Source organism: uncultured Acinetobacter sp. (genome assembly GCF_947624825.1).
Classification (GTDB): domain Bacteria; phylum Pseudomonadota; class Gammaproteobacteria; order Pseudomonadales; family Moraxellaceae; genus Acinetobacter.
On record NZ_CANQLZ010000030.1, the window covers coordinates 1 to 25,739 of the forward strand.

The 25,739-nt window shown below is 41.6% G+C and carries 23 protein-coding genes; 13 read left to right on the forward strand and 10 right to left on the reverse strand.

Annotated elements, in window-relative coordinates:
* Positions 1-126 precede the first annotated feature (126 nt).
* Together secG and tpiA are read right to left on the reverse strand one after the other, a co-directional pair.
* The gene (gene secG, locus Q0017_RS08320; protein ID WP_298145253.1) at positions 127-456 is read right to left on the reverse strand and encodes a preprotein translocase subunit SecG; all 330 of its coding nucleotides are present in this window, start codon (positions 454-456) and stop codon (positions 127-129) included.
* Positions 457-469: 13 nt separating this feature from the next.
* Positions 470-1,261, reverse strand: a complete 792-nt coding sequence (gene tpiA / locus Q0017_RS08325; RefSeq protein WP_298145255.1) for a triose-phosphate isomerase — start codon at positions 1,259-1,261, stop codon at positions 470-472.
* A gap of 277 nt (positions 1,262-1,538) precedes the next feature.
* On the opposite strand from tpiA, the gene pilB reads away from it, so the two are divergent.
* The 4 genes from pilB to coaE are packed head-to-tail and all read left to right on the forward strand — an operon-like array spanning position 1,539 to position 5,965.
* Positions 1,539-3,242 (forward strand): type IV-A pilus assembly ATPase PilB, encoded by a 1,704-nt coding sequence (gene pilB, locus Q0017_RS08330; protein ID WP_298145261.1) that lies wholly within the window; start codon positions 1,539-1,541, stop codon positions 3,240-3,242.
* A 29-nt stretch (positions 3,243-3,271) separates the two neighbouring features.
* The gene (locus tag Q0017_RS08335; RefSeq protein WP_298145264.1) at positions 3,272-4,498 is read left to right on the forward strand and encodes a type II secretion system F family protein; all 1,227 of its coding nucleotides are present in this window, start codon (positions 3,272-3,274) and stop codon (positions 4,496-4,498) included.
* Complete coding sequence (locus Q0017_RS08340; RefSeq protein WP_298145267.1) at positions 4,498-5,355, forward strand: A24 family peptidase; 858 nt, start codon at positions 4,498-4,500, stop codon at positions 5,353-5,355. The genes Q0017_RS08335 and Q0017_RS08340 overlap by 1 nt, the downstream gene beginning before the upstream one ends.
* A 10-nt stretch (positions 5,356-5,365) precedes the next feature.
* Positions 5,366-5,965 (forward strand): dephospho-CoA kinase, encoded by a 600-nt coding sequence (gene coaE, locus Q0017_RS08345; RefSeq protein ID WP_298145269.1) that lies wholly within the window; start codon positions 5,366-5,368, stop codon positions 5,963-5,965.
* A gap of 12 nt (positions 5,966-5,977) precedes the next feature.
* On the opposite strand, the gene Q0017_RS08350 is transcribed toward coaE, so the two are convergent.
* The 3 genes from Q0017_RS08350 to Q0017_RS08360 all read right to left on the reverse strand — a co-directional run bounded on the left by Q0017_RS08350 (position 5,978) and on the right by Q0017_RS08360 (position 8,082).
* The gene (locus tag Q0017_RS08350) at positions 5,978-6,892 is read right to left on the reverse strand and encodes a DMT family transporter (RefSeq protein ID WP_298145272.1); all 915 of its coding nucleotides are present in this window, start codon (positions 6,890-6,892) and stop codon (positions 5,978-5,980) included.
* Between the two features lie 2 nt (positions 6,893-6,894).
* Positions 6,895-7,647, reverse strand: coding sequence for a 23S rRNA (guanosine(2251)-2'-O)-methyltransferase RlmB (gene rlmB, locus Q0017_RS08355; RefSeq protein ID WP_298145275.1), 753 nt, complete (start codon positions 7,645-7,647; stop codon positions 6,895-6,897).
* A gap of 111 nt (positions 7,648-7,758) precedes the next feature.
* Positions 7,759-8,082 (reverse strand): pyrimidine/purine nucleoside phosphorylase, encoded by a 324-nt coding sequence (locus Q0017_RS08360; RefSeq protein ID WP_298145278.1) that lies wholly within the window; start codon positions 8,080-8,082, stop codon positions 7,759-7,761.
* Between the two features lie 304 nt (positions 8,083-8,386).
* Between Q0017_RS08360 and recN the strand changes: the two genes are divergently transcribed.
* The 5 genes from recN (at position 8,387) to Q0017_RS08385 (ending at position 14,094) form a co-directional block, all read left to right on the forward strand.
* Positions 8,387-10,048: a DNA repair protein RecN gene (gene recN, locus Q0017_RS08365; RefSeq protein ID WP_298145280.1), complete on the forward strand. Its 1,662-nt coding sequence runs from the start codon at positions 8,387-8,389 to the stop codon at positions 10,046-10,048.
* Positions 10,049-10,127: 79 nt separating this feature from the next.
* Complete coding sequence (locus Q0017_RS08370; RefSeq protein ID WP_298145283.1) at positions 10,128-10,685, forward strand: YqgE/AlgH family protein; 558 nt, start codon at positions 10,128-10,130, stop codon at positions 10,683-10,685.
* Positions 10,678-11,121, forward strand: coding sequence for a Holliday junction resolvase RuvX (ruvX, locus tag Q0017_RS08375; RefSeq protein WP_298145287.1), 444 nt, complete (start codon positions 10,678-10,680; stop codon positions 11,119-11,121). Before Q0017_RS08370 ends, ruvX begins: the two co-directional genes overlap by 8 nt.
* A 285-nt stretch (positions 11,122-11,406) precedes the next feature.
* Positions 11,407-12,183: an IclR family transcriptional regulator gene (locus Q0017_RS08380; RefSeq protein WP_298145290.1), complete on the forward strand. Its 777-nt coding sequence runs from the start codon at positions 11,407-11,409 to the stop codon at positions 12,181-12,183.
* A gap of 108 nt (positions 12,184-12,291) precedes the next feature.
* The gene (locus tag Q0017_RS08385; RefSeq protein ID WP_298145293.1) at positions 12,292-14,094 is read left to right on the forward strand and encodes an ABC transporter ATP-binding protein; all 1,803 of its coding nucleotides are present in this window, start codon (positions 12,292-12,294) and stop codon (positions 14,092-14,094) included.
* Positions 14,095-14,138: 44 nt separating this feature from the next.
* Here the strand turns inward: Q0017_RS08385 and pgsA are convergent, their stop codons facing one another.
* Both pgsA and uvrC read right to left on the reverse strand, forming a co-directional pair.
* Positions 14,139-14,726, reverse strand: a complete 588-nt coding sequence (gene pgsA, locus Q0017_RS08390) for a CDP-diacylglycerol--glycerol-3-phosphate 3-phosphatidyltransferase (protein ID WP_298145296.1) — start codon at positions 14,724-14,726, stop codon at positions 14,139-14,141.
* 137 nt (positions 14,727-14,863) lie between these two features.
* Positions 14,864-16,669 (reverse strand): excinuclease ABC subunit UvrC, encoded by a 1,806-nt coding sequence (gene uvrC, locus Q0017_RS08395; protein ID WP_298145298.1) that lies wholly within the window; start codon positions 16,667-16,669, stop codon positions 14,864-14,866.
* Positions 16,670-16,819: 150 nt separating this feature from the next.
* Here uvrC and Q0017_RS08400 point away from each other — a divergent pair, with 150 nt between their 5' ends.
* On the forward strand, positions 16,820-17,863 hold the full coding sequence (locus Q0017_RS08400; RefSeq protein ID WP_298145301.1) for an AAA family ATPase: 1,044 nt from the start codon (positions 16,820-16,822) through the stop codon (positions 17,861-17,863).
* 42 nt (positions 17,864-17,905) lie between these two features.
* Here the strand turns inward: Q0017_RS08400 and Q0017_RS08405 are convergent, their stop codons facing one another.
* Positions 17,906-18,280 (reverse strand): lysozyme inhibitor LprI family protein, encoded by a 375-nt coding sequence (locus Q0017_RS08405; RefSeq protein ID WP_298145304.1) that lies wholly within the window; start codon positions 18,278-18,280, stop codon positions 17,906-17,908.
* Between the two features lie 435 nt (positions 18,281-18,715).
* On the opposite strand from Q0017_RS08405, the gene fadB reads away from it, so the two are divergent.
* The 3 genes from fadB (at position 18,716) to Q0017_RS08420 (ending at position 22,815) form a co-directional block, all read left to right on the forward strand.
* Positions 18,716-20,869, forward strand: coding sequence for a fatty acid oxidation complex subunit alpha FadB (fadB, locus tag Q0017_RS08410; RefSeq protein ID WP_298145307.1), 2,154 nt, complete (start codon positions 18,716-18,718; stop codon positions 20,867-20,869).
* Between the two features lie 12 nt (positions 20,870-20,881).
* The gene (gene fadA / locus Q0017_RS08415; RefSeq protein ID WP_298145310.1) at positions 20,882-22,054 is read left to right on the forward strand and encodes an acetyl-CoA C-acyltransferase FadA; all 1,173 of its coding nucleotides are present in this window, start codon (positions 20,882-20,884) and stop codon (positions 22,052-22,054) included.
* Between the two features lie 191 nt (positions 22,055-22,245).
* Positions 22,246-22,815 (forward strand): hypothetical protein, encoded by a 570-nt coding sequence (locus Q0017_RS08420; RefSeq protein WP_298145313.1) that lies wholly within the window; start codon positions 22,246-22,248, stop codon positions 22,813-22,815.
* Between the two features lie 50 nt (positions 22,816-22,865).
* On the opposite strand, the gene Q0017_RS08425 is transcribed toward Q0017_RS08420, so the two are convergent.
* Both Q0017_RS08425 and Q0017_RS08430 read right to left on the reverse strand, forming a co-directional pair.
* Entirely contained in the window at positions 22,866-24,227 is a 1,362-nt protein-coding gene (locus tag Q0017_RS08425; protein WP_298145316.1) for a nucleobase:cation symporter-2 family protein, read from the reverse strand.
* Positions 24,228-24,363: 136 nt separating this feature from the next.
* Complete coding sequence (locus Q0017_RS08430; RefSeq protein WP_298145318.1) at positions 24,364-25,716, reverse strand: 8-oxoguanine deaminase; 1,353 nt, start codon at positions 25,714-25,716, stop codon at positions 24,364-24,366.
* Between the last annotated feature and the right edge of the window lie 23 nt (positions 25,717-25,739).

Below are 25,739 nucleotides of genomic sequence, written 5' to 3' on the forward strand. Positions count from 1 at the left end.
GGGGGACTTGAACCCCCACGCCCGAAAGCACTACCACCTCAAGGTAGCGTGTCTACCAATTCCACCACCACCGCAGCAGGTCGCATTCTAAGGGCTTCTTTGGTAAAAGGGAAGTCCTATTTTGCTTTATTCTGCGCTTTTAGGCTCAACTGGCGAAGTTTCAGGCGATGTTGCCGGTACGCTTTGCGTTGTTGACACAGATTTGAGGCTATAGGCGTCATTAGATTGATTTTTGGCAAAAATTGCCAACGTTAAACTGGTGATAAAGAATAACGCAGTTAAAATCCCAGTTAAACGACTTAAAAAATTACCTGAACCTGAAGCACCAAATACTGTCGCTGCACCGCCACCACCAAACGAGGCACCTGCATCTGCACCCTTACCATGCTGAACTAAAATTAATACGATCATTAACAAGGCTAAGATAATATGTACGACCAGCACAAAAGTTTGCATGCTGTACTCCTAATTATTTTGTATTGGCAAATGCCAAGGCAATTTGATGGAAGGAATCAGCATTTAGTGATGCACCACCCACCAAAGCACCATTAATATCTGGGCAGGCTGCTAACTCTACTGCATTTTCAGCTTTTACACTACCACCGTATAAAATGGCCATATTGGCGCCATGTGGGGTCAATTGCTTTAAGCCTTCACGAATTTTGGCATGCATGGCTTGAGCATCTTCAGGAGATGCAGTTTTACCTGTACCAATCGCCCAAATTGGCTCATAGGCAATCACAATCTTGCCCCACGCATCGCCTGTGACTACAGCAGCAATATCACAAATTTGTTGCAAAACGACAACTTCAGCTTGTCCGGCTTCACGTTGCGCTAAACTTTCACCCACACAGTAAATTACAGTTAAACCTGCATTGAGGGCATTTTGCACTTTGGCATTTAGCTGATCACGTTGATCGGCAAAAATTTCACGGCGCTCTGAGTGGCCTACTAAAACATAGCCCACGCCATGATCTGCGAGTAATTCAGCACTCACTTCACCAGTATAAGCACCTGTCCCTGCAATACGTGATACATCTTGCGCCACAGTGTAAACAGGACGTGCGGCATCAGCCATTTGTGCTTGTACAGTACTCAAAGCCAACATGGTGGGTGCAATGCCTAAATGACATTTTTCTTGTGCAATTGGACTATTTTGCAATAATTGTTTAAATTCATTCAGTAATTGCTGTGCTTGTGCCTGCACTGGATTCATTTTCCAGTTGCCTACAACCCAAGGGGTAATGGTCGATGCCGACATAGATGACCTATAAAAAACAATTCATAAAAACGCACATATTCTACACGCAATTGGAAAATTTAGAGCATACTTATTTTATACGATCTGTTTCCTTGCGATGTGAATCGTCTATAAAAGCTATACAACAGCTAAAAAGCAGACGTTTAATTTTAACTAGTTCAATTTTTGCTCCATATTTAGGGCAAAGACAACATTTTCAGATATAGTATTTTCATGCAACAAAAGTATAATTTCGTTATACGTATTATAAACATTTTCAATTGAGGATCATTGGGGCATGTCATTTACACACGGGGCACCTAAATTTACAGGCTTTATTCGAAGACTTGTCGATGACGGCATTATTGCACCTGAAGCGATGCAACAGGCGATCTTAACTGCTAAAAAAAATGAACAAGACATTGTTCCTTTTTTAATCAATCATCTCAGCGTACCGGCGTACACCATTGCCGAAAAAATCTCCCAAGAATTTGGTGAACCTCTCTTTGATTTAAGTACGTATAACTTCTCTTATTTGGTTCGCGATCTGATTGAAGATAAATTTATCTTAAAATATCGGGTACTGCCAATTTTTCAACGTGGTCATCTACTGTATTTAGCCACCAGTAACCCCACCAATATTGATGCTCTAGATGCTATTCGCTTTAACAGTAAAAAGAACATTGAGCTGGTGATTGTTGAACATGACAAAATTGAAAAAGCCATTGATACCCATTTTGCTGAAGAAACCAATTTTGATTTTGACGATGACCTGGATTTAGATTTACAACCCGACTCCGACCCAAATCCAGAAAAAGAAGAAACCAGTACAGAAGATGAAGCACCGATCGTTAAATATATTAATAAGTTACTAATTGATGCAATTCGTTTAGGGGCATCAGATTTACACTTTGAACCGTATGAAAAGACCTATCGCGTGCGCTACCGTATTGATGGTGTGTTACGTCAAGTTGCCACCCCTCCTCTACAATTGGCGACACGTTTGTCGGCACGTCTAAAAGTCATGTCACAAATGGATATTTCTGAAAAACGTGTGCCGCAAGATGGTCGTATTAAACTTAAAATTTCTAAAACCAAAGCCATTGATTTTCGTGTTAACTGCTTACCTACCCTGTTTGGTGAAAAACTAGTTTTACGTATTTTAGATCCATCAAGCGCTATGTTGGGTATTGACGCTTTAGGCTATGAAGCTGATCAAAAAGCTTTATTTATGGATGCATTGGCTAAACCGCAAGGCATGCTGTTAATTACAGGTCCAACCGGTTCGGGTAAAACTGTATCTTTATATACCGGCTTAAATATTTTAAACCGTGAAGACACCAATATTTCAACTGCCGAAGATCCTGTTGAGATTAACTTAGAAGGTATTAATCAGGTTAACGTCAATCCTAAAGTTGGCTTAACCTTCGCAGCAGCACTGCGCTCATTCTTACGTCAAGATCCAGATATTGTGATGGTCGGTGAGATTCGAGATTTAGAAACAGCTGAGATCGCCATTAAAGCGGCACAAACGGGTCACATGGTGATGTCAACTCTACATACCAACAGTGCACCTGAAACACTGACCCGTTTACGCAATATGGGTGTACCCTCTTTTAATATTGCAACATCAGTTAACTTGGTGATTGCACAGCGTTTAGCACGTCGTTTATGTAAGCAATGTAAAGCGCCGATTGAAATTCCAAAAAATAGCTTACTTGAATTAGGCTTTACCGAAGAAGATTTACAACAAGAGTTTCAAATCTATCAACCGATTGGTTGTGGTGATTGCCGTGAAGGTTATAAAGGTCGCGTGGGGATTTATGAAGTGATGAAAGTCACGCCTGAAATTTCCAAGCTGATTATGGAAGATGCCAATGCGTTAGAAATCTCCAAGCTTTCACAACAATTGGGGTTTAGTAACCTGCGTCGTTCAGGTTTACTAAAAGTGATGCAAGGGGTGACCTCTTTACAAGAAGTTAACCGCGTAACGAGTGAATAGACAAAGTATTTAAAATAAGGATAACTTGCATGGCTGTCAAAAAAGCACAGATGATGCCGACTTTCATCTACGATGGTGTTGATCGTAAAGGGGTTAAAATTAAAGGGGAAATTCCTGCGCGTAATATGGCTTTAGCTAAAGTCACACTACGCAAGCAAGGGGTGACCATTAAAACCATTCGTGAAAAGAAAAAGAATATTCTTGAAGCGCTCACCAAAAAACGTGTCTCTACCTTAGATATCACCATTTTTACCCGACAATTGGCCACCATGATGAAAGCCGGCGTGCCCTTGGTACAAAGCTTTGAAATTGTGGCTGAAGGTTTAGACAACCCTGCTATGCGTGAAGTGGTTTTGGGTATTAAAGGCGAAGTTGAAGGGGGTAATACCTTTGCTGGTGCCTTACGTAAATATCCACAACATTTTGATAAATTATTTTGCTCTTTGGTTGAATCAGGTGAGCAATCGGGTGCTTTAGAAACCATGCTTGATCGCGTGGCGGTGTATAAAGAAAAAAGTGAGCTATTAAAACAAAAAATTAAAAAGGCCATGAAATATCCAGCCACAGTAGTGTTTGTTGCTGTGATTGTGACCATTATTTTGATGGTGAAAGTGGTACCTGTATTCCAAGACTTATTTAGCTCATTTGGTGCCGACTTACCGGCATTTACCCAAATGGTAGTGAATATGTCGAATTGGATGCAAAGCTATTGGTTTATTTTAATTATTGCTGTTGCTATCATTGTTGCTGCGATTTTAGAAGCCAAAAAACGTAGCCAAAAATTCCGCAACTTGCTTGATAAAACTGCACTTAAACTACCCATCTTTGGTGACTTGGTGTACAAAGCAATTATTGCCCGTTATAGCCGTACACTCGCGACTACTTTTGCAGCCGGTGTTCCACTTATTGATGCACTAGAGTCGACTGCCGGTGCCACTAACAATGTGGTATATGAAGAAGCGGTAATGAAAATTCGTGACGATGTCGCCACAGGCCAGCAACTGCAATTTTCTATGCGTGCCACCAACCTTTTCCCTTCTATGGCAATTCAAATGGTTTCCATTGGTGAAGAGTCAGGTTCTTTAGATGCCATGCTCGATAAAGTCGCCACGCACTATGAAAATGAAGTCGATAATGCCGTTGATGGTTTAACATCAATGATGGAGCCTCTGATTATGGCCATTTTAGGTGTGTTAGTCGGTGGTTTAGTGGTCGCAATGTACTTACCGATCTTCCAAATGGGTTCTGTGGTGTAATGCAAGACATTCTATATTTTTTAAGTAATAACCCAACCGCGCTATATATTGTGGTTGGGCTTTTTAGTTTATGTATTGGCAGTTTTTTAAATGTGGTGGTTTATCGCACCCCAAAAATGATGCAACAAGAATGGCACAATGAATGCCAAATGCTGTTGCATCCTGAACAGCCCATCATTGATGAAACTAAGCTGACCTTAAGTCAACCTGCTTCAACCTGTCCTAAATGTCACACTCGCATTCGTTGGTATCAAAATATTCCTGTTGTAAGTTGGCTTGTGTTACGTGGCAAATGCGGAACCTGCCAAAACCCGATTAGCATACGCTACCCTTTGATTGAACTGCTCACCGCAGCGTGTGCTTTAGTGGTGGTGGCTGTACTTGGACCCACCCTCCAGATGCTCTTTGGTTTGGTGCTGACTTATATTTTAATTGCACTAACCTTTATTGATTTTGACACACAACTGTTGCCTGACCGCTATACCCTACCTTTGGCAGCATTGGGTTTAATCGTCAATAGTTATGCCGTGTATACCACCCCAACCATGGCGATTTGGGGTTATGTGATTGGTTTCTTATGCTTATGGATTGTGTATTACTTATTTAAAGTGGTCACAGGTAAAGAAGGCATGGGCTATGGTGACTTTAAATTACTCGCCGCTTTAGGCGCGTGGATGGGTCCTTTAATGCTGCCATTAGTTGTCCTGCTGTCATCGGTTGTAGGTGCAATTATTGGGATTATTTTACTTAAAGTACGTAAGGAAAATCAGGCATTTGCCTTTGGTCCTTATATTGCCATTGCTGGTTGGATTGCCTTTTTATGGGGCGATAAAATCATGAAAATTTACTTAGGATAAAGGATTAAATATGCGCTTGATTGTTGGACTTACAGGGGGCATTGGCAGTGGTAAGTCGGCTGCAAGTGCATGGTTTGAGCAACAAGGCATTGGCGTGGTAGATGCCGATGTTGTGGCGCGCGAAGTGGTTCAAGTTGGTTCACCCGTATTGCAACAATTGGTAGCAAGCTTTGGTGATTGGGTGTTACTAGAAAATGGTGAACTCAATCGTCGTGCTTTACGTGAATACGTTTTTGCCAATGATGAAGCACGTAACACCCTAAACCAAATTACCCACCCTACTATTCGTGCTGCTATTGTTGAGCAACTTGAACATGCAAGCAGTCCTTATGTGATGTTAGTGTCGCCATTACTGTTTGAAAGTCAGCAACATGAATTGACCTCGCGTACCTTACTGATTGATGCAAGTGTCGAGTTACAAATTCAACGTGCATCAATGCGTGATGAACAAAGCCTTGAGCAGATTCAAAATATTATTGCAGCCCAAATGCCGCGTGAGCAAAAGCAACAACGCGCTGATGATATTGTGCTTAATGATGGTGAGCTTGAACATTTATATGCTCAACTTAGACCTTTGCATTTAAACTACTTAGCCTTAAGTGAACACTAAAAAAAAGCAGTCTTAAGACTGCTTTTTTTGTGCCAATTTGGCTTGTAATGGATCTTTACGTCCAATCCAACGCCAAGGCTGTAATGCACCAATCGCCATACCCAACAAACCACAAATAATTGCCATACTTAAAGGTTCATTAAGTAAAGGCACTGCTAAAATTGCTGCCATAAATGGCGCTAAAGTGACAATACTTCCAGCTTTAAATGCCCCCAAACGCTTAATCGCTTCTACATAAGTCAGCGTTGCAATAATCACCACAAATATCCCATGGAAGATACTTTGCAGCAGCAAATGCATCGGTTCAGGTTCGCTTAAATTTTTAGGTAAAAATAAAAGATAAATTGGTAAGTAAACGATAGCAGACCAAATCGCAACACTGGCCATAGAATGCCATGCTGACAATTTCCATTGTCGGATCAAGACACTAAATGTGCCCCACAACAATGCACTGATAAAAAATAGAAAATCGCCAAAGCCAAAGGCAATCCCTGTTTCTTGGTACATCAAGTAACTCATACTGCCAATTGCAAGCAGCATAATCAGCACACTTGCCCAAGTACTTTTATCAAATGGTGCTTTATACAAAAGCCATGCCATAAGTGCTGTACACAGCGGGATAAAACCATTTAAAAAAATAGCGGCATGCGCGGCTGGCACATAATGAAAGGCGCTATAACACACCAAGCAATAACCTAAACCGCCAATCATAGCAAGGCTAAATGCTTTGGGGCTCCATAAAAAAGCGGTGTCTTTTTTATAGATTAAGATGGGCATTAAAATGAAAAATGCCAAAGCAAAACGCAGTGCAGTAATATCAAAAGCACTGATGTGCCAATTGGCACTGAGGCGGGCTGTGAGGGTAAATCCGCCCCAGATACACATGGTAATCAGAACAAATAAATAACCTTGGTATCTGGGAGACATACTTATTGTCCGTTACGTTGACGGCATGCCTCATACAGTGCCATGCCGGTTGCTACACTCACGTTTAAACTTTGCAAATTACCATTCATTGGAATATACACGGTTTGGTCACATTGGCTTTGTGTGATTGGACGTAAACCTGTGTCTTCTGCACCCATCACCACACAAATACCTGTACCGGTAAAATCAAATTCGTGAATCGGCATAGCTTTCTCATCAAGCATTGTCCCGACTACACGTACATTAAACTCATCTTTAATGACCGATAAGCTACGTGCTAAATTGGTCACTTGAATGAATTTGACTTTTTCAGCACCACCTGCGGCAATTTTACGCGCTGTTGGGGTCAAACTTGCTGAACGATCACGCGGTACAATGACCGCTTCAGCACCCATTGCCGCAGCAGTACGAATACACGCGCCCAAGTTATGTGGGTCAGTTACTTGATCCAATGCCAACAACAATGCCTTTGGATTGTTTTTTAGCAATGCATCTAAATCTTGTTCATTTAAAGTCGGATGCGGACGCACCGCTGCCACCACACCTTGATGGAAAGGTTGACCCGCCATTTTTTCCAATTTATCGCGGCTGGCTTGTTGCACGCTAATTCCAAATGGTTCAGCCAGTGCCAAAATGTTTTTTAAGCGCTGATCATCACGACCTTTTAAGGTAAATAGATTCAATACCCGTTCAGGCTCAAGCTCTAACAATGACTCCACTGAGTGAACGCCATAAAAATATTCTAATTTAGCCATGAACGACCTCAAAATTTAACGGTGATAATGCAAAAACAAAAAATCCTGCAAAGTACACCTCACAGGATTTTAATGAATACAGTTTAACTGATTCACTCTAAAATTGCTTGATTAGCCTTCAAAGTGGCACACGTAATCGAGCACTTCGTCAGTTTCAATTTTAAAATAGCTATTGCCTGGTACATAAAAAGATTGACCCGCGCGGAACAATTCGCCTTCAGTACTCTCGGCAATTTGTACACGGCATTCACCTGAAATAATTTCCATACGCTCTGGCGCATGTGTTTCAAAGGTTAATGCTTGAGAAGTCGGTAAAATTACACCTAGCGTTTTTTTTGTTCCATCGGCAAATTGTACCACGTGGCTAATGCATAAGCCGCCAAAGTAAACATTTGATTTTTTTACAACTGATACATGGTCAAACTGAGCTGACATGCTTTTTCTCCAAAGATAGTATGTTCTAATATTACAGTGAGCTTAGTGTAATTCTGCGCTTGCAACTAATCAATTCATCTGTTGCCCCAATGCAGCGTTTCACTGCCAAAAGACTTCGCAGGTATTTATACACATTGAGCAAACGAATGCTGGCAATCAACTACACTTAAACAACTTAAATTGTATTTTCGCATTTAATTTAATATAGAATTATGAAGTTTTACGTCATCTTAGAAAAAAACTTGAGTGATGACATAACAAAGCTGAAGATTTCTATCTCATTTTTTGCAGCCTGGATGGGTGTATGCTGACACATTTAACTCTGATCAATTTTGCTTTAGCTGAACGCCTTGCCCTTGATGTCAACAGTGGTTTTAATGTCTTAACTGGCGAAACAGGTGCGGGCAAATCCTTGCTGCTTGATGCATTGTCGGCCTGTTTAGGTGAGCGTACCGATACCAACTATGTACGTTTTGGCTGTGATAAAGCCGATGTCACCGCAGTTTTTAGTTATCAAGAAGATAGCCCTGAAGCACGTTGGCTCACCCAACAAGAGCTTGCCGATGATTCAGGTGAGATTCATTTACGTCGGGTGATTTTTGCCACAGGTCGCTCTAAAGCATGGATCAATGGTCGTCCAAGCAGTTTAACCGAGCTAAAAGAACTTGGGCGCTTGTTGGTGCAATTGTATAGCCAACATAGCCAACAACAATTACTTGAACAACCTTATCCAAAACATTGGCTTGACCGCTATAGCGAGTTGCAAACACCGGCTCAGCAGGTACGTGAAGCCTACCAAACATGGCAAAAAACCATTCGTCAGCATCAAGCCGCGCTCGATGCCCAAGCCACACGTTTGCAGCGTATTGCCACCTTAGAGTTGCAACTTGAAGAACTTGAAGAACTAACACAACTTGATTATGCCGAGATTGAACAAGAATTTGATCGTCTAAGTCATCATGAAAGTATTATGCAAGATTGCGGTTATGCCTTAACTGCTTTAGATGATGCCGAACAAAATTTAAATCAAGAATTGGGCAGTATCATTCGTCGTTTAGAAGATCATGCCGGACGTAGTGAACAATTGGGGCAGATTTATAACTCATTGCTCAATGCTCAAAGCGAAATGGACGATGCCACGTCGAGCCTACGTCAATTTGTAGATCGGCAGAGTTTTGACCCTGAACGCATGCAAGAATTAAACACTTTGCTAGAAAGTTTTCATCGTTTAGCACGTAAATATCGCACTTTACCTGAAGATTTAAAGCAAGATTACCAAACATGGCAACATGAGTTAGAACAATTACAACAACTTGAAGACCCTGAAACTTTAGCCGAACAAGTTGTAGCAGCCGAACAAAGCTTTATGCAACAGGCGCAAGTACTTGATGAATTGCGCCGTGAGGCTGCTGTACCTTTAGCGCAAAAACTCACCGAAAACGTCAAACCTTTGGCACTGCCAGAAGCACGTTTTGAGTTTAAATTTGAAGCCCTAGAACAAGCAAATGCCGAAGGTTTAAGCCTAATACAACTTTTATTTACCGCCAATAAAGGAATGCCGGCGCAACCGCTTGCTAAAATTGCCTCTGGTGGTGAATTGTCACGTATTGCCTTGGTCATGCAAGTCATGAATGCAGAAAAGACCGATGCTGAAATTTTAGTGTTTGATGAAATTGATGTTGGAATTAGCGGTGGTACAGCCGAAATTGTGGGAAGGTTACTAGCGGATTTAGCCAAGCATGTGCAAATTTTATGTATTACCCATCAAGCACAAGTGGCTGCACAATCAGATCAACATTTGTTGGTACAAAAACAGCAAACTGATCCGGCAAGTAGTACCATTTTTGAGCTTGATGAACAGGCACGTATTTTAGAATTAGCACGTATGACTGGTGGCATTGAAATTAACGACACCACCTTGCAACATGCCAAACAACTGCGTCAGTTAAAATTCCAAGTGCTGTAATACAAAAAGTCATTGGTTTATTGTACTAAGTCGAGTAACTTGAATACAAAGCACCACGCAAAAAAGGAGAGTTGCCGCATTGCCAAATAAACAATATTTGACCCACCGTTGCCTGATTGCCCCACCGGATTTGGCGGATGACTTTTTTGCACATACAGTCATTTATCTGGCACGGCATGACGCAGAGGGCGCACAAGGCATTATTATTAATCGCCCAGCAGGTATTCAGGTCAAAGAGTTACTCCATGACCTTGATATTACCGCCGACCATGTTCACCCACATGAGGTGTTACAAGGCGGCCCATTGCGCCCTGAAGCAGGCTTTGTATTACATACTGGTCAGCCCACATGGCATTCTTCGGTAGCAGTGGGAGAAAACGTGTGTATCACCACCTCTAAAGATATTTTAGATGCCATTGCCCATAACCAAGGTGTGGGAAGCTACCAAATTGCCTTAGGTTATGCCAGTTGGGATAAACATCAGCTTGAGCAAGAACTAAGCCGTGGCGAATGGTTGGTATGTGACTCCGACATGGATTTAATTTTTAACTTACCTTATGCCGAGCGTTGGGACGCTGCCTATAAAAAAATGGGCCTTGACCGCACTTGGCTATCTTCTGAGATTGGACATGCCTGATTTAAATCAGCCCCATATGATTATGGCTTTTGACTTTGGTACACAAAAAATGGGCATGGCCGTGGGTCAGTCCTTGATTGAAAGTAGCAATCCCCTTGCCTTATTTCCGATGCGCGATGGGATTCCCAATTGGGACAATCTACTTAAAATTGTGAAACAGTATCAACCTAACTTATTTTTGGTGGGTTTACCCTTAAATATGGACGATAGCGAATCTGAACTTTCGGCACGAGCACGTAAATTTGCCCGTCGGTTACGTCATCAAACCAATATTGAAACCTTAATGGTCGATGAGCGCCTAACCACACGTGAAGCACGCGATGAATTAGAGCACTATCAAGCCACCGGCCGTGGTAAAAATATCTCTGCCGACAGCATGGCAGCGGCCTTATTTATTGAAAGTTGGTATCGTGATCCACAAGGCGTAAATCCTTAAATATCAAATCAGCACCTTAGGGTGCTTTTTTTATTGCTGCTTTAATCAGCAAACGCCTATTGTGTGTGTTTTTTCACAGCTTGTGCCAATTTTTAATTTTAAATCTCTTATGTTAAGAATCTGATTTTAATTTATGTTTAACATATTCAGTTAAAGACAGATGCTCTCTCATTTAAGCTTAAGCTCAATTACAGCAGATTGCTAAAGCACTGCCTGCTGTGGCTATTTTTCATGTAAAGTAACCGGCTGTTGATAGGTTGCTCATGTTTATAAACCCAGGTGATTATGGCGCTTTCTAGTTTTGGTAAGATTTTAACTGTCTTAGATCTATTTTCGATCCAACGTCCTGTGATTAATGTGGATGTGATCAGTACCGAACTAGGCTTATCTAAACCGACCAGTTATCGTTACTTAAAAGAATTGGTTTCGGCAGAATTATTACTCCGTTTAAGTGGCACCTCAGGCGATTACACCTTAGGTTCAAAGATTGCCGTACTCGATTATATTTCGCGTACCACCGACCCTTTGGTGCAGGTGAGTATTCCTTTTATGAAAGAGATGGTAGAGCGCACTGAATTTTCTTGTTTACTGACCCACTTAAACCATGATTCATGTATCGATATTCATGATGAAGTTTTTAAAAACATGAGTTTATATTCGTATGGTCGAGGTTGCCCACGTCCTGTATTTTTAGGTTCATCACCTAAAGTAATGCTTTCACATTTACCTAAACAACAAATTTTAGATTATTACCAACGCTTTGCAACTCAATTGGCTGAGGTGAATTTTGCCCAAAGCGAAGATGAATTTTTAAGCTTAATGAAAAAAATTAAGAAACAAGGCTACTATTTTTCCAATGGCGAGCTTGATGCCAATATTGCAGGGCTGTCTGTACCGGTAAAATTTTCAAGCAAAGAACCACCTTTGGCTTTAACCTTATTGGGCTCTAAAAATCGCTTTGAATTTGTTAACTTGCAAAAAGTGATTGAAATTTTGCAAGAAAATGCTGCATTAATTGAACAGAATTTTTTAGCACTTGAATCTCAAAAAGTCTCAATCTGAATCATAAGCCCATGCAACATGGGCTTGGTTTTTGACAAACTTTCAACAAGTTTACCTGCAAAATCTCGCTACACTCAAAAGACTTTACAAGAATAAAAGTTTGTCTTTATGAACTTATGGCAGCTATTCCATAAACTGCGTCCTTTTGTACAGCCGTATAAATTATTGGTGATGGCAACACTCGCCTTAACTTTTGTGGGTGCCTTTACCGCGCAAGTCAACGCACTGACCTTACAATATGCAGTGGACCAAATTGATGCTCTACTCAAACAAGGCTTAGGTTTAGATGCCGGTTGGCATATTTTAATCACTATTTCGGTGATTTTACTCAGTAAAGAAATTATCAGTGCTTTGGTACAATTTGGGCAAAAGTTTTATGGTGAAAAACTTAAAATTTTAGTGTCACAAGATTTAGCACAAGGCATTATTGAAAAGTTTTTGACCTACCGTTTGGCCTTTTTTAATCAAGATCATAACCAAGCCGGCAAACTACAAACCCGAATTGATCGGGGTATTGGCTCTTTAACGCGTTTAGTGCAAATCTTTTTTATTGATATTTTACCGCTATTTACCAGTGCAATTGTGGCATTGGGTTTAATGTATTATGCCAATGTGTATGTTGGCTTGGTGGCAACCGCGATTGTGCCTATTTATTTTTGGCTGACCTATAAACAGGCACAAAAACTAGGTGGTTGGCGGCGTAATTTACGCGATGGGCGTGAGAAAAAAAGCCAAGGCATTTTAAGTATTATTAACTCCATTACCGTGATTAAATCATTTAACCGCGAAAGTATTGAAGCCACCAAGCAACTGAGTTTGCAGCGTGAATTGACTGAAAATCAGATGCATACCCGACAAACCAGTTTTATTTTTGATGGTTTAAAAACTTTTATTGAACAAATTGGCATTGTGCTGATTATCATCTTAACGGCGTATTTTGTGCTCGATGGACAAATGAGCATTGGGATGATCATGTACCATGTGTTGTTGTTTAATAATGTCTCGGCGCCCATTCGCTCTTTGCATCGTATTTATGATGAAGTCAATGACGCGATGATTTACTCCGAAAGCTTCTTCAAAATTTTAGAAGCCGATGATGAAATTGAAGCAAGTGGTACGCTTAAACCTATGATTCGTGGTAAGTTCCAACTCAACAATGTCAATTTCTTTTATCCCAATGGGCATCATGCTTTAAAAGATATTTCAATGACGATTCAGCCCAATAAAATTACCGCTTTAGTGGGCTTATCGGGTGCAGGAAAATCAACATTAATTAGCCTGTTAGATAAATTTTATTTACCGCAAAATGGCGCTATTCAACTCGATGGCGTGGATATTAATGACATTGACACCCAATATTTACGTGATCAAATTGGTCTCGTATTACAAAAAAATCATATTTTCCAAGGTTCTATTTTGGACAATATTCGCTATGGCAAAACCAATGCACTAGATGAAGAAGTGTATTTGGCCGCGCAAAAAGCCTCGGTTCACGAGCAAATTTTACAACTGCCCGAGGGTTATCATAGCGATGCCTTAATGCTCTCAGGTGGGCAGCAACAACGCATTGCGATTGCGCGTATGTTCTTGAAAAATCCACCGATTATTTTCTTAGATGAACCAACAGCCAGTTTAGATGCCATTGCCACCGAACAAATTAAGCAAAGTTTAGATGAAATTAAACAAGGGCGTACCGTGATTATTATCTCTCATAGTTTGTCGCAAATTATTGATGCTGATTATACCTACGTCATGAAAGACGGCATGATTGCCGAACACGGCGAACATGACGCGCTCTATCATCAAGATGGGGTGTATAAAGAAATTTTTGATGCCATGGCCAAGAGCTTAAATATTGAAAAAATCGCCAAAACCTTTGAAGATGATGGTGATGAAGAAACCCATAGCTAGTTTACCAAAGCTAAAAAAAAGCCCCTCAAGGAGGAGCTTTTATTTTAAGGCTGTTTTAAGTACGGCCATGCCGCTTTTAGGTAAATAAACATCGACCACAGGGTTAAAATCACTGCGGTATACAACAATAAATACGCTAAGGTTTCAAGCGGTGGCCAATTAAGCAAAAATACCGAAATTGCAATCATCTGAAATGCCGTTTTGTATTTACCCACTTTAGACACTGCCACATTGGTACGTGCGCCGAGTTCTGCCATCCACTCACGCAAAGCCGATACGGTAATTTCGCGTGAAATAATCACAATCGCAGCAAAGGCCATAGAAATGGTCGGTTGCCATTGCACCAAGACAATTAATGCCGCAGCGACCATAAGTTTGTCTGCCACAGGGTCTAAAAAACGCCCAAAGGCCGAGGTTTGATTTAAAGTACGCGCCAAATAGCCATCAAACCAATCGGTGACCGCAGCAATCACAAAAATCGCGGTGAGTATAACATGGCGCGTCATGCTACCGTCATGACCATCTACACCTGCACTGGTTGGCCAATACACCACCAACAAAAATACAGGAATCAGCGCAATACGCGCTAGGGTCAATATATTAGGAATATTCAGGATACGACCTGTTGTCATAGACACCGCCAACGCTTCCCCAGTTTGTCAATCAAACCAGCCAATAATTTTGGTTTTTTCGTGTGAATAGCGCCACTTTATACGAAATGCGTTACAGTGTCACTAGCGGAAATGCACGCCTGCCTACTGAGTCAGCCTTATTCATGCAGGACTTTATAAATGGTACGTGCCAAGACTGCGCCTAAACCCGGCACTAAACTTAAGTCTTTTTCCGAGGCTTTGAGCACCCCTTGAATGCCACCAAAATGGGTCAGTAAATCACGACGCCGTTTTGGCCCTAAACCCGGAATTGCTTCTAAGACCGAAGAGCTGCGGCGTTTATCGCGCTTAGCACGATGTTTGGTAATGGCAAAACGATGTGCTTCATCACGTACCTGCTGAATTAAATGCAAGGCTTTATGATCTTCAGGTAACTGCTCTTTACGCCCATCGGTAAAATGTAAGGTTTCTAAGCCCGGTTTACGCCCCTCACCTTTAGACACGCCCACCAAAAATGCCTGCTCGGTTAAACCTAAATCCTGCATCACTTGCATAGCCATATTCAATTGCCCTTTACCACCATCAATCAACAGTAAATCCGGCAACATGTGTTTGCTATAACGACGGGTTAAAGCTTGGCGCATGGCTGCATAATCATCGCCTTCGGTAATATCTTCAATACCAAATTGACGATAATCACGCTTGCGCATCCCACCACGATCAAACACCACACAAGAGGCAATGGTCGCCTCACCCATGGTATGTGAGATATCAAAACATTCAATACGATCTACAGCACGTTGTAAAACTCGCTCAAGCTGATGAAAACGTTCATTAAGCTGCAAATGATTGGCAAGCTGTACTTTAATGCCATGTTGTACGTTCATTTGTGCTAATTCTTGCCATTCGGCACGGGTTTCACGCACTTTATGTTTAACTTGAATCTTCTTATCAAAATGCTGACTCAAGGCTTGCTCTAATTCTTTTACATCAGGCAGTTCAACATTCACTATCAATTCTGATGGCACTTCATCGGCCACTTGAAAGTAAAAGTTGGCCATAAAGTCATTCAGCATTTGCCCTAAATCATCGCCTTGCATATCAGGAAAATAGCTTTTTCCTCCCAGCATTTTACCGTTACGCACATGCATAATTTGCACACAGGTCACCCCAGCTTGATAGGCAATTGCTAAAATATCGGCTTCGCCTTTAATTTTGTAAATCGCTTGATTGGCTTGCACATCACGCAACAATGCCAAACGATCGCGATAAAACACTGCTTTTTCAAACTCTAAGGCTTCGGCAGCGGCTTCCATATTTTGAATCAGTTCTTGATTCAGCTCTTTGGTATCGCCTTGTAAAAAACGTAGCGAGTTTGCCACATCTTGCTGATAATCCGCAGGCGAAATTAAGCCCACGCACGGCGCACTACAGCGTTTAATTTGATATTGCAAACACGGGCGTTTACGTTGCGCAAAATAGCTGTTTTCACATTGGCGTACATTAAACAGTTTTTGTAAAACCAACAAAGTGTCTTTGGCATTGACTGCACTTGGATAAGGCCCAAAGAATTTTCCGGCTTGGTGCTTGCCCTTACCGCGACCACTGGCAATTCTTGGATAAGGTTTGTCAGCTGAAATATAAATATACACATAGGATTTATCATCACGCAGCATAATGTTGTACGGCGGACGATGTAACTTAATTAGATTTTGCTCAAGCAATAAAGCTTCGGTTTCTGAACGCACCACCAAGGTTTCAATATCGTAAATTCGACTCACCAACGCTTGCGTTTTAGGATGCTCGATGGTTTTTACAAAATAACTTGAAACACGATTTTTAAGATTTTTGGCTTTACCCACATACAGCAATTCACCATCTTTACCCAACATACGATACACCCCCGGCAAGGTGGTCATATGGGCTAAGATTTTTTCGATATGAGGACGGGCATGTGCGTTCACAATTAACCTATGGCTTGGCAATCTTTATTCTGCATAATGTGATGATCAATTGCTGATTTTCAAGCAGATTAATGTAGCTTGGCCGCCCAAGAGATGTTGATGATGCTGCATTTTTGCTATGCTTAAACTCTGCTTTAGGGAAATCATGTTATGACGCAATCTTCGCATGCCGTGCATATTATTCAGCCTGCTACATCTAGCCATAGCATTTCAGAAAAAGACCGCTTGATTGGTAAACCACGTTTTCATTTTGAACCAATCCAAGTCATGCAAAAGCTGCGTGAACGTATTATTGGGCAAGATGCAGCACTCAATGAAATTGAAAAAATGTTGCATGTGGTTAAAGCCGACTTTTCTAATCCTGAGCGTCCTTTGTCAGTCACCCTAATGCTTGGCCCTACCGGCGTAGGCAAAACCGAAACGGTACGCTTAATCAGCGAAGCGATTTATGGACGTGCCGATGCGTTTTGCCGGATTGATATGAACACCTTAGCGCAAGAACATTATGCCGCAGCCTTAACCGGCGCACCACCAGGTTATGTTGGCTCTAAAGAAGGGCATAGTTTATTTGATGAAACCGCCATTGCAGGCAGCCACACACGCCCCGGTATTATGTTATTTGATGAACTTGAAAAAGCCTCAAATGAAGTCTTACGCGGTTTAATGAATGTCTTAGATACCGGCAAACTTACCCTCACCGCTGGCACTAAAACCATTGATTTTCGTAACTGCATGATTTTTATGACCAGCAATGTCGGTGCGCAAGCGGCACAGCAATATTTAGATAAGCTCAATTTCTTACCTAAAAAAATGCAAGATGTCTGTTTAAAGCGCGTTCCTACGCAAACCATTATTGAAAAAGTCATGCGTCGTAAATTCGATCCGGAATTTTTAAACCGTATTGATCGCACCTTGCATTATCAACCTGTACAAGATGATGCCCTGCCACGTCTGGTCGAGATTGAACTGACTAAACTCAATCAACGCCTACGACACCAAAAGCGCCAAGTGCATTTAACCGATGCCGCCAAAGCTTACTTTTATCAAGATCATGATATTCGTTATGGGGCACGCCATTTAGGGCGCAAACTCCGTACCGAACTTGAACCTGTATTGGCACTCTATTTTTTGCAACATCCTGATGTATTTGAGTTAAATCTTGATTATCAAAATGGTCATTTTCAAGCAACTTAAATCAAAAAGACCACCTGTGTAAGGTGGTCTTTTTACAACTAATTAACGATTTTTTTCTTTTAAATAATCTTCTAAATCATCAATACGATCTTCAGTTTTTTCAGTTAAGCACTCATTTAATACCATTGGATACATTGAGCCACCTTTATAACCTTGAGCAGCATATTGGCAATCTTTGTCTTTGTAATTGACCCAAGATTTTTGAATCGCGGTAAATTGTTTACGCTCAGCGCTGCCCAACTTGGCGCTATAGGCTTGATAAAGTTTATTGAGCTTTTGATCTTCTTTTTTATATTCTTGTGCGGTGCAAATATTTAAATCAGTTTGATTTAAATTTTTATCACAATCTGCAAAGCTCATTGAACTGACCAACACAACAGGCACAATCACCAAAGTTTTACTTATTATGTTTTTCATAAAGTATCTTCATTATTCAAAATTAGAGTCAAACATATTAGCTGACTATTCAAATATCCATAAAGATGCAACCGATAAAAGGTCGGTGACTTTGGGTGAAGATGCTTAATTTTTACATCAAAGCCAAACAAAAAATAAAAACACTTGAAAAAAGCGCCATTATTGCTTACACCTAGACAGCTTTATATTCAAAAACAGCAATTGCAAAGCGCTCTTTTTGTGACAGCTAACAATACCAATGTGCAAGCGATAAAATTTACCTTAAGCACACTTGCCATAAAATAGATGACCCTAGCGTCACGACTAGATACAACTTGTGATGTTTTTTTGACATAAAGTTATCGTAAGATGAGTCAAGTTTGAGGTGCTTAGGACTATACGCACCTACTTCATAACATTAACTTAAAAAGTCCTCCAAAATAAAGGAGATCAGGCATGATCCACGCTGGCAATGCCATTACCGTCCAAATGCTCACGGACGCAATTGCAGAATTCCGCTTTGACTTACAAGGTGAGTCAGTCAACAAATTTAACCGTGTAACCATTGATGACTTTCAAGCTGCGATTGACGCTGTAAAAGCCAATCAAAGTATACAAGGTCTAGTGGTTACTTCAGCCAAACCGACCTTTATTGTCGGCGCTGATATCACTGAATTTGGTACCACCTTTGCCGCAGGCGAAGATGCAATTGTAGATTGGGTGTTAGCACTACATCAAACATTCAATGCATTTGAAGATTTAGATATGCCTAAAGTTGCAGCCATTAATGGTGTGGCTTTAGGTGGTGGTTTTGAAATGTGCTTGGTCTGTGACTATCGTGTTATGTCAGATAAAGCACAAGTGGGCTTACCTGAAGTGAAACTTGGTTTAATTCCAGGTTTTGGCGGTACAGTGCGTTTAAGCCGTGTGATTGGCATAGATAACGCTATTGATTGGATTGCAACATCAGCACCACGCAAAGGTGCAGCAGCACTTAAAGAAGGCGCTGTAGATGCTGTCGTGGCACATGATCAGCTACAAGATGCAGCGCTTGATTTAGTTAAACAAGCCATTGATGGTCGTTTAGATTGGAAAGCCAAACGCCAAGAAAAATTAGAGCCTGTAAAATTAAATGCAATTGAACAAATCATGGCATTTAATGCAGCCAAAGCTGTGGTATTTGCAAAAGCCAAACCAACACAATATCCGGCACCAAAATTATTGCTTGATTCTTTAGAAAAAGGCTCAAGCTTAAAGCGTAACGAAGCTTTAACTGAAGAAGCCAAGGCCTTTGCTAAAGCTGCGATCACTGCACAATCAGAAGCACTGATTGGCTTGTTCTTAAATGACCAAGTGGTGAAAAAGACATCTAAAAAGTATGAAAAAGGCGCCTACCCTGTTAAGCAAGCTGCCGTCATTGGCGCAGGTATTATGGGTGGTGGTATTGCCTTCCAAGCCGCCAGTAAAGGCACGCCAATTATCATGAAAGATATTGGTAATCCACAACTTGCTTTAGGTATGGAAGAAGCAACCAAATTACTGACTAAGCAAGTTGAACGCAAAAAAATGAAGCCGTTACAAATGGGTGAAACTTTAGCGCGTATCCGTCCAACTTTGGGTTATGACGAATTTAAAGACGTGGATATTGTGATTGAAGCAGTCACAGAAAATCCAAAAATTAAAGATATTGTGTTACGTGAAACAGAAAGCAAAGTTGGGCCAAATACCATCATTGCTTCAAACACTTCAACCATCTCTATTACTCGCTTAGCCGAAGGTCTTGAACGTCCTGAAAACTTTGTCGGTATGCACTTCTTTAACCCCGTGCCGCTTATGCCATTGGTTGAAGTGATTCGTGGTGAAAAAACCTCAGCAGAAGCGATTGCGACCACTGTTGTTTTGGCACAAAAAATGGGTAAAACCCCAATTGTAGTGAATGACTGCCCGGGCTTTTTAGTCAACCGTGTGTTGTTCCCTTACTTTGGTGCCTTTGACCAATTGGTACGTGATGGCGCAGATTTCCAACAAATCGACAAAGTGATGCATAACTTTGGTTGGCCAATGGGTCCTGCTTATCTAATGGACGTTGTCGGGATTGATACCGGCGTGCATGGTGCAGAAGTTATGGCTGAAGGTTTCCCTGATCGCATGAAACCTGATTTTACCGGTTCAATTGAGTTGCTGTATAAAGCCAATCGTTTAGGTCAAAAGAATGATGTTGGTTTTTATAAGTATGAGCTTGATAAAAAAGGCAAAAAAGCCAAAACCGTTGACCCAACTGCCTATGAAGTGATTGCAGCAAGTGTGGCTGCTGAAAAACGTGAATTTGACGAACATGAAATCATTGATCGTATGATGGTCACCTTCTGTAACGAAACTGTGCGCTGCTTAGAAGACAATATTGTGGCAACCCCTGCCGAAGCAGATATGGCGATGATTATGGGTGTGGGCTTCCCTGCATTCCGTGGTGGTCCATGCCGTTACATCGACCAACTTGGTGTAGCAGAATACGTGGCGCTATGTGATAAATATGCACACTTAGGTAAAGGCTATGAAGCCCCACAAATGCTGCGTGATATGGCAGCCAATAACAAGAAATTTTACGGTTAAGGAGCAACACCAATGGCTACTTTAAATCCTCGTGACGTTGTCATCGTTGATGGCGTTCGTACTGCCATGGGCAAAAGCAGAAATGGTATGTTCCGCAATGTACGCGCAGAGCGTTTATCGGCAGAACTGATTCGTGCCCTTGTTGCTCGTAACCAATTTGACGTCAACGAAGTTGAAGACGTAATTTGGGGCTGTGTAGGTCAAACTCTTGAGCAAGGCTTTAACATTGCCCGCAATGCAGCTTTGCTGGCTGAATTACCAAAAACCGTTGCAGGTCAAACCATCAACCGTTTGTGTGGTTCATCTATGCAAGCGATTCACACTGCGGCAGCGCAAATTGCCACCAATCAAGGTGAAATCTTCATCATTGGTGGTGTTGAGCATATGGGTCATGTACCCATGACACATGGCATTGATATCAGCCCTGAATCTTCAAAATATTTTGCTAAAGCTTCTAATATGATGGGCTTAACTGCTGAATTGTTAGGTCGTCAATTTAATATTAGTCGTGAAGAGCAAGATCAGTTTGGTGTCAATTCTCATCAACGTGCGTGGGCGGCAACCCAAGCTGGTCGTTTTGATCGTGAGATTGTGGGCGTTGAAGGTCATAATGCCGACGGCTTTAAAATCTTGTGCGACCAAGATGAAGTGATTCGCCCTGATGCCAATATTGAAACTTTCCGTTCATTACGTCCTGTATTTGACCCGAAAAACGGTACAGTGACCGCAGCAACTTCATCGGCTTTGTCTGATGGTGGATCTGCCATGTTATTGATGTCGGCTGAACGTGCTCAAGCTTTGGGCTTGAAACCACGTGCTGTGATTCGCTCGATGGCGGTTGCAGGTTGTGATGCGGCAACCATGGGCTATGGTCCTGTGCCTGCTACGCAAAAAGCTTTAAAACGTGCCGGCTTATCCATCAACGATATTCAAACCGTTGAGCTAAACGAAGCCTTTGCAGCACAAGGTTTATCGGTGCTTAAAGGTTTAGATTTGTATGAAAAGCAAGATATTGTCAATTTAAATGGCGGTGCAATCGCGCTCGGTCACCCATTGGGTTGCTCAGGTGCACGTATCACTACCACTTTACTCAATGTCATGGAACAACAAGATACACGGATTGGTTTAGCGACCATGTGTATTGGTGTAGGTCAAGGCATTGCGACCATTATTGAACGTGTTTAAGTTTTAAAGATTAAAACTCCCTCGCTTTAAGCGGGGGATTTTTTTGATGTATCCCCTTTGCAACATCCTGTTATAAACCTGTTAAATTAGATTAATTTTCACACAAAAATTACACTTTATCTGTATGCATCATCAATATGATAAATTTTGGCGTTAATATCGCTTTTTATACTTTTTTTAAAGTGATGAACATGAATTCAATCCAAACAGTTGTGGCACTAACTTTAGTTGCAGGCTCAACAGCAGCAATGGCACAAACCACAGCAGTTGCCCCTGTAACCTTAAAACAAACTGTAACCCAACAATTACAAAACGTTAAAACCGATGCAGCTCAAGCAGGTACTGCGGTAAAAGACGCTGCTGTAAGCACCAAAGATGCTGTTGTGGTCAGCACAATTGCAACTAAAGATGTTGCTGTTGCCAAGACAATGGCAGCAAAAGATGCAACTTTGGTTAAAGCCACCCAAGCCAAAGACGCAGCTGTAGCAAAAGCGGTTGTCGCTCAGCAAGTTGCTGCTGAAAAAACAGTTGCAGCCAAAGAGGCAGTTGTCGCTAAAGTCGCTGCTGTTGATGCTACTGCACAAGCAAAAACTCAAGCAATTGCAACTCAAGCTGCTGAAACTGCTGCTATTGAAGAAAAAGTAGCGATTGAAAAAGCAGAAATTGCAACTGACGCTGCTGAAAAAACTGCTGAAGTAAAAGCTGATGCTGCCGAAGAGAAAAAATCTATTTTCTCTTGGTTTAAAAAGAAATTTGCTTAATTTTAAGCACAAAAAAAGGATGGCTTAAGCCATCCTTTTTTAACTCTAGATTAATGCTCATGTTTAGCTAAAGCACCAATTTGTGGCTGTTTGGGTAAAATTTTGCGCCCAAAACTTAAATGATTAAATAAAATATTAAGTAAAATTGCCATCACACAGGTGGCACTAATGCCTGAGTGGAACAAGGTTTTAAACCACATTGGAAATTGCGCATAAAATGAATGATCAATAATAGGGATCATACCTGCAGCCAAAGACGTTGCGACAATAATCAGATTTTTTTGTTGGCTATAATCAAGTTTAGCTAAAGTACGAATACCACTTGCTGCCACCACACCAAATAAAACCAAACCCGCCCCCCCTAAAACTGGAGTTGGAATTGCGGCAATTAAACGCCCCATAACTGGAAGTAAACCTAAAAATACCAAAATCAAACCGCCAGCTGCTACCACAAAACGACTTTTTACCCCTGTAATGGCCACCAAACCTACATTTTGTGCGAAAGCACTTTGCATAAAAGTACCAAAGAATGGTGCAATTGCAGACGATAACATATCGGCACGTAAACCATCGGCAATACGTTTATCATCGACCTCTGTGCCCACAATTTCACCTACAGCAATAATATCTGCAGTGGTTTCAGTTAAGGTTACAATCATGACAATGGTCATGGCTAAAATTGCCGATAAATGAAAGGTCGGCATACCAAAACCTAAGAACTCAGGCACAGCAAACCAAGCACCATCGCCCACTTTAGAAAAATCACCAAAGCCGAGTACATAAGCCAAAATACTGCCAATCACAATGGCGAGTAAGATGCCTGTACGACGAACAGATTCCGAACCAAAACGACTGAGTAATAACAAAATACCCAAAGTCATGGCAGCCAAACCAATATTTTGCAATGAGCCCCAATCCGGTGCATTGCTATTACCGCCCATTGTCCAACGTACTGCCACAGGCAGCAGCGATAAACCAATAATGGTGATCACACAACCTGTTACCACAGGTGGAAAAAAGCGAATAATTTTGGCAAAAAATGGCGCAATCAATAAACCAATAATGGAAGACGCAATCACTGCCCCTAAAATGGCATTAAAACCGCCACCTGTGGTCGCAATTCCAATCATGGTGGCAACGCCGGCAAAAGAAACACCTTGTACTAACGGTAACTGCGCACCAAAGTACTTAACGCCAAGCGTTTGTAACAAGGTGGCTAAACCACCTACAAACAATGAGGCGGTAATTAATAAACCAATTTGTGCACCCGTTAAACCTGCTGCAATCCCCACAATTAAAGGTGGTGCGACAATACCACCATACATGGTTAAAACGTGCTGTAAGCCATAGGTCAAACTGGTACCCACGCCTAAAAACTCATGTTCGGGAGAAATATTTTTAGAATTATTCATATCTTGCCCTGATCCTTATTTCATTATGTTGCATGTTGCTTTGCGCAACTGACTTAATAAGCAAAAGAGCAAGATATATGCCATCTTATAAACTAAGGCACATCTAACCGATCAAAATAACCTTAGCTAGATCGGTTTAAGCTGCCATTAACGCTTTGGCAGCACGTTGATGCTGATGTTTGAGTTCTTCAAGATCAAGACCTTGAATTTGACCCTCTCGTACACGCCACTGCCCTGCGACCATCACAGCATCTGCACGATCTGCACCACATAATAACAAAGCAGCAATGGGGTCATGGCTGCCTGAAAATTTCAGCTCATCTAAACGGTAACAGGCCAAATCGGCTTGATAACCCACTTGAATTTGACCTAAATCTTGCGAGCGACCTAAAATTTCTGCCGAACCTGTGGTCGCAAAACCCAATGCTAATTGTGGGGTGATTTTTTCTGCACCATATTTGAGCCGTTGTAAATACAACGCTTGGCGTGCTTCTAAAATTAAATTGGAAGCATCACCTGAGGCTGAACCATCTACGCCCAAACCAATTTTGGCACCAGCATCTATTAAATCTAAGCTTGGGCAGATGCCTGAAGCCAAACGCATATTAGAATGTGGGCAATGACAAATCCCCACCTCAGCTTGTCCTAAACGGGAAATTTCTTCTGCATTAAAGTGAATGCCATGCGCCAACCAAGTGCGTTTTTGCAACCATCCTACATCTTCTAAGTAATCTACAGTTCGCATGCCAAAGCGCTGTAAACAAAATTGCTCTTCATCTAAAGTTTCGGCTAAATGGGTATGTAGCCGTACATCTAAGCTTTGCGCCATGCTTGCACTTTCACGCATAATGTCACGGGTCACCGAAAAAGGTGAACACGGTGCAAGTGCAATATTCACCATCGCCCCTGCTCCGCGTTGATGATAACGCTCAATCAAACGTTGGCTGTCGTCTAAAATCACCTGCATTTGTTGCACTGTATGCTGTGGTGGTAGACCACCTTCATTTTGCCCTAAACTCATTGAGCCGCGAGTCAGCATCACACGTAAACCCAAAGCTTGTGCTGCGTTCACTTGAATATCAATCGCATCCTGCAATTGCGTCGGAAATAAATAATGATGGTCAGCAGCAAAGGTACAGCCCGAGAGTAATAATTCCGCTAAAGCCACTTGAGTCGCCACATGCAATTGTTCAGGGGTTAAACGTGCCCACACCGGATATAAGTTTTGTAACCACGGAAAAAGTGGTGCATTGACCACAGGCGCCCATGCACGGGTAAGCGTTTGATAAAAATGGTGATGACTGTTAATCAGCCCCGGGGTAATCACCCAATCTTTGGCATCAATCACCTCATCACAAGCTTGGCTTGGCACTTGCCCACGTCCAAGCACTTCTACAATTTGTGTGCCTTCAAGCACAATACCTTGACTGGCATCTAGGTCATTTGCGCTAAATACAGCTAAGGGCTGTTTAATCCAAAGTCGTTGCATATTGGTTTACTAAATTTAAAATG

Coding starts and splice junctions, on each gene's coding strand:
- fadA (WP_298145310.1), top strand. CDS start 20,882: ATGGCTACTTTAAATCCTCGTGACGTTGTCATCGTTGATGGCGTTCGT.
- recN (WP_298145280.1), top strand. CDS start 8,387: ATGCTGACACATTTAACTCTGATCAATTTTGCTTTAGCTGAACGCCTT.
- Q0017_RS08335 (WP_298145264.1), top strand. CDS start 3,272: ATGGCTGTCAAAAAAGCACAGATGATGCCGACTTTCATCTACGATGGT.
- Q0017_RS08380 (WP_298145290.1), top strand. CDS start 11,407: ATGGCGCTTTCTAGTTTTGGTAAGATTTTAACTGTCTTAGATCTATTT.
- Q0017_RS08350 (WP_298145272.1), bottom strand. CDS start 6,892: ATGTCTCCCAGATACCAAGGTTATTTATTTGTTCTGATTACCATGTGT.
- pilB (WP_298145261.1), top strand. CDS start 1,539: ATGTCATTTACACACGGGGCACCTAAATTTACAGGCTTTATTCGAAGA.
- Q0017_RS08420 (WP_298145313.1), top strand. CDS start 22,246: ATGAATTCAATCCAAACAGTTGTGGCACTAACTTTAGTTGCAGGCTCA.
- Q0017_RS08385 (WP_298145293.1), top strand. CDS start 12,292: ATGAACTTATGGCAGCTATTCCATAAACTGCGTCCTTTTGTACAGCCG.
- ruvX (WP_298145287.1), top strand. CDS start 10,678: ATGCCTGATTTAAATCAGCCCCATATGATTATGGCTTTTGACTTTGGT.
- rlmB (WP_298145275.1), bottom strand. CDS start 7,647: ATGGCTAAATTAGAATATTTTTATGGCGTTCACTCAGTGGAGTCATTG.
- tpiA (WP_298145255.1), bottom strand. CDS start 1,261: ATGTCGGCATCGACCATTACCCCTTGGGTTGTAGGCAACTGGAAAATG.
- Q0017_RS08360 (WP_298145278.1), bottom strand. CDS start 8,082: ATGTCAGCTCAGTTTGACCATGTATCAGTTGTAAAAAAATCAAATGTT.
- Q0017_RS08405 (WP_298145304.1), bottom strand. CDS start 18,280: ATGAAAAACATAATAAGTAAAACTTTGGTGATTGTGCCTGTTGTGTTG.
- Q0017_RS08340 (WP_298145267.1), top strand. CDS start 4,498: ATGCAAGACATTCTATATTTTTTAAGTAATAACCCAACCGCGCTATAT.
- coaE (WP_298145269.1), top strand. CDS start 5,366: ATGCGCTTGATTGTTGGACTTACAGGGGGCATTGGCAGTGGTAAGTCG.
- Q0017_RS08425 (WP_298145316.1), bottom strand. CDS start 24,227: ATGAATAATTCTAAAAATATTTCTCCCGAACATGAGTTTTTAGGCGTG.
- fadB (WP_298145307.1), top strand. CDS start 18,716: ATGATCCACGCTGGCAATGCCATTACCGTCCAAATGCTCACGGACGCA.
- Q0017_RS08430 (WP_298145318.1), bottom strand. CDS start 25,716: ATGCAACGACTTTGGATTAAACAGCCCTTAGCTGTATTTAGCGCAAAT.
- secG (WP_298145253.1), bottom strand. CDS start 456: ATGCAAACTTTTGTGCTGGTCGTACATATTATCTTAGCCTTGTTAATG.
- pgsA (WP_298145296.1), bottom strand. CDS start 14,726: ATGACAACAGGTCGTATCCTGAATATTCCTAATATATTGACCCTAGCG.
- Q0017_RS08400 (WP_298145301.1), top strand. CDS start 16,820: ATGACGCAATCTTCGCATGCCGTGCATATTATTCAGCCTGCTACATCT.